The sequence below is a fragment of the Bradyrhizobium sp. genome, assembly GCF_049691595.1.
Lineage (GTDB): Bacteria > Pseudomonadota > Alphaproteobacteria > Rhizobiales > Xanthobacteraceae > Bradyrhizobium.
On record NZ_JBAVNZ010000031.1, the window covers coordinates 1 to 3,812 of the forward strand.

Sequence of the window (3,812 nt, forward strand, 5' to 3'; positions counted from 1 at the left end):
ACTCCGAGTTCGCGAAGCGCCGTTAGAATGTGCATCACCCGGTCTTTGTCCTCGATCAAGATCGATTCGGTGACTTCAAGCTCGAGTCTGTTCGCTTCCAGACCGGTCTCCTCCAGAACGGAAGCGACGAGAGCCGTGATATCGCCGGAGCGAAACTGAAGCGCCGACAAGTTGACGGCAACCCTGATGGGTCGTGTCCAGGAGGCGGCCTCCTCGCAGGCCGCGCGCAGGACATATTCGCCGATGTCGAGGATGATGCCTGTTTCCTCTGCCAGCGGAATGAATTCGAGCGGCGGAATGAAACCTTTCGTAGGGTGATTCCATCGGACCAGCGCCTCGCAGCCCTCGACCCGTCCCGTCGAAATATCGATGAGCGGCTGGAAGAAGACGGCGATATCTTGCTTTTTCAGCGCGTCGCGCAACTCGATTTCCATCAGGCGACGCGATTGCCTGAGTGCGTTCATTTCGGCGGTGAAATATGTGTACCGCGCTTTGCCATCGGCCTTGGCGCGATAGAGCGCTACGTCGGAATTACGCAGGAGGCTATCGGTGTCCATTCCATGATCCGGCGCCAGGGCGATGCCCACACTGGCGCCGATCAGGATTTGTTGACCATGAATTATGTAGGGCACGCCAAGGGCGGCAATCAGACGCTCCGCCAAGGCACCGGCATCCGAAGCTTGCTGCGCAGCAGTTCGCAGGATTACGAATTCATCGCCACCGAAGCGCGCGGCCATATCCGTTTTCAGCAACAATTGCTCGATACGCCGCGCCACTTCGAAAAGGAGGAGATCGCCGGTGTGGTGGCCTAGCGTGTCGTTGACGTTCTTGAAGCGATCCAGATCGAGACTCAGCACCGCGACTATGCCCGAGTCGCTCTCCAAATTGTTGAGGGCGTTGGTCGTGTATGTGCGAAATTGAGATCGGTTCGGCAGGCCCGTGAGTGAATCGTAAGACGCCATCTGGACAATACGAGCGATCAGGCGGTGAAGCGCGATTAGCGCTATTCCGGCCAGCGTGATGCTGGTGACAATCGAAGCCAGCAGCAGCATATCGGCATCGTTGGAGAAGGCTTCAATGTCGTCGCGAGCTCTTAGGCCGACGGCCGAGTTGCCGTCGGCCAACCTGTCCAAGGCTTGGCCGATCATACCCAGCCGGGACGGCAGTTCCGTCGAATTCCCTTCGAGATCGGCGAGCGCGAGGATATTTGCCCTGATTTCGAGTCCCAGGGTGCGGGCCTGGGAAGACGCCGACCGTTCAATCGCGACATCCAGCTCGATTAGCGCGCGCTCCAGATCTTGATTGGCCCTGGAAATCTCGACCGGACCAACGGCGCGCAAGCGGTCGTTGGCAAAATGCTGAAACGATTTCTGCGCGAGATGAACATAGTTGGTGGAAATGAAGGCGGTGTCGTATATCTCGACGGCGAAATCCATAATTGCGTGTTGCTGTTGGCGAGCGAACAGGCCGACCGCAAGATTGATTATTAGCACGCTCATTGCGCCCATTGCGAGCCGACGACGAAAAGATCTGTAATCTCTGCCGGCGCGACCGGATTCGAATTTCGAATCTCCCGCTCCCGTATCGTTCTTGCCAAGAACCATGCTGTCGCCCCCAACTCATACCTGGTGGAAAACGATAGGCTAAAACCGCTAAATATTCGGTATCGGTAAGATTGGCGGTGGCCTCAACATCAAAGCGGTGACCTTTCGCGCCCCTGCGCTGTCGAAATAGCCGCACAAACCCAGCCTGGCTGCGGCCCGAAATCTAACCGTTCGTTAACCATGTTTTGATTTGGTGGTCGCGCCTGTTCGATCTGCGAAACGGGTTGCCGGGCGGGATTTCAAGCTTTGCTCCCCACAGAGAAAACAGTCTTTGGGATTGGGATTGCGGCCGGACCGAAGGCCAATCGCGCATCAACGATCGCCTTCATACTTTCTGGCAAAGGTTTCCTGATCCTGCTGTCAGCATCGGCGGTCCTGAGGACGGATCCGGCGCTCGCCGTACCGTCTTTCGCGATTCAAACCGGCCAACCCTGCGCCGCCTGCCACATCGGGGCGTTCGGACCGCAACTGACGCCCTACGGGCGCGACTTCAAACTGCACGGCTATGTCGCCAGCGATGGCAAGGACCACGGACTGCCTCTGGCGATGACCACGCAATCCTCATTCACCCACACCCTGCAGCCGCAGCCTGGCGGAGCCGCGCCCGGCTTCAGGCCGAACGACAACTTCGCCGTCGATCAGTTGTCGCTGTATTATGCCGGACAAATCGCACCCAGGCTCGGCGGCTTCGTCGAGCTGAATTACGACGGCGTGGCACAGCAGGCCGCACTGAACAACGTCGATATCCGCTATGCGAGCGAGGGTGATTTGCTTGGCCAGGAAGTGCTCTGGGGCATCACAGCCAACAACAACCCGACGGTACAAGACCCCTGGAACTCGACGCCGGCCTGGGGATTTCCGTACAACCGATCGGCGCTGGCGCCGACGCCGATGGCTTCAACTCTGGTCGATGGTGGTCTCGGACAGCGCGTCGCAGGCGTGGGCGTCTATACACTGTGGAATGACTTCCTTTACCTGGAGGGTGATGTCTACAAGGGCCTCAACGCACCTACGTTGAGGGCACTGGGCCAGATCCCCGGCGATGGCGACCAAACCACCGCCTTTGTCCCCTATGCACGGGTTGCCCTGATCAAAGACTGGGGGAGCAAGAGTCATCACGCGGAGATCGGCGCCTACGCACTGTCCGCCAATGTCGTTCCTGGTGGCGACCAGACCCTCGGCTTCACTGTCCGCAAGACCGACATCGCGGTCGATGCGAACTACCAGTACATCTCGGATCCCGCCAAAGTAACCAGCGACAGGCTATCCGCTCATGCGACTTATATCCGCGAAACCTCCAAAATGGCGACCGAGGCGCTCGCCCTGACCGGGGCGCTGCCTCAACACTGGTTGGACACCATGCGCTTTGATGTCTCCTATAGCATCGCGGCCACGGTTACGCCGTCAGTGCAGTATTTCCGCACCACCGGTACGGCCGACAGCAACTACTGGACCACGCCAAATGGCAGCCCTAACTCGGACGGCATGATTTTCGAAGTCGCCTATGTACCCTGGGGCAAACCGGATTCGCCGTTTCAAAACATGAACCTTCGGCTGGCCGCGCAGTACGTAAACTATTTCAGCTTCGACGGAAGCCACGCGAACGCTGGCAGAAACAATCACTTCTATTTCAGTCTTTGGACAGCCGTGAAGTTCTAGCCATTCCTGTCACTCCATTCGCGGACGAAGAAAGTCATGCCGATCCTGATGCCGATTCGCCTCGCAGCAACCACTGGCTTTCTGATGGGGATCATCGTCGCCGTGCACGCCGCAACCACGATTACGGTTGACCAGCGCGGACTGGCCATCAGTCAAAAGTCGGCGTCGTTGGCAAAGGGCGACCGCTTGATTTTCACCAACAGCGATGACGTTATACATAACATCCACATTTTCGGACCCGGAGACGACGATTCGATTGACCTTGGGCTACAGAAACCGGGCGCCGCGCTGAGCCATAAATTCGACAGGGCCGGCTCATACAGGGTTCGGTGCAACATCCATCCGTCGATCAAGATGGCTGTGACCGTGAAGTGAGGACCGCGACGCCGAAACCTGATCGTCTGGGTTCGGCCGTGGCGCGCCGCCAGAATTGCCGGTTGAACGCGGCGAGCCCCAAAAAGGGGTCATTGGTAACCAACAGCCACTTCGCACGCTTTTCATTGCCAAGTTATGAATTGCGCCGTTGCACGTGCCCGCAGGATTCCCACC

The 3,812-nt window shown here is 58.2% G+C and carries 3 protein-coding genes; 2 read left to right on the forward strand and 1 reads right to left on the reverse strand.

The annotated features are described in order from the left end of the window. The coding region (locus WCE35_RS01335) for a putative bifunctional diguanylate cyclase/phosphodiesterase (protein ID WP_424591543.1) at positions 1-1,604 on the reverse strand (1,604 nt) is incomplete at its 3' end. A 246-nt stretch (positions 1,605-1,850) separates the two neighbouring features. Between WCE35_RS01335 and WCE35_RS01340 the strand changes: the two genes are divergently transcribed. Continuing rightward, positions 1,851-3,263, forward strand: a complete 1,413-nt coding sequence (locus WCE35_RS01340; RefSeq protein WP_424591544.1) for a hypothetical protein — start codon at positions 1,851-1,853, stop codon at positions 3,261-3,263. A gap of 36 nt (positions 3,264-3,299) precedes the next feature. Then, positions 3,300-3,638, forward strand: coding sequence for a cupredoxin domain-containing protein (locus WCE35_RS01345; RefSeq protein ID WP_424591545.1), 339 nt, complete (start codon positions 3,300-3,302; stop codon positions 3,636-3,638). Positions 3,639-3,812 lie beyond the last annotated feature (174 nt).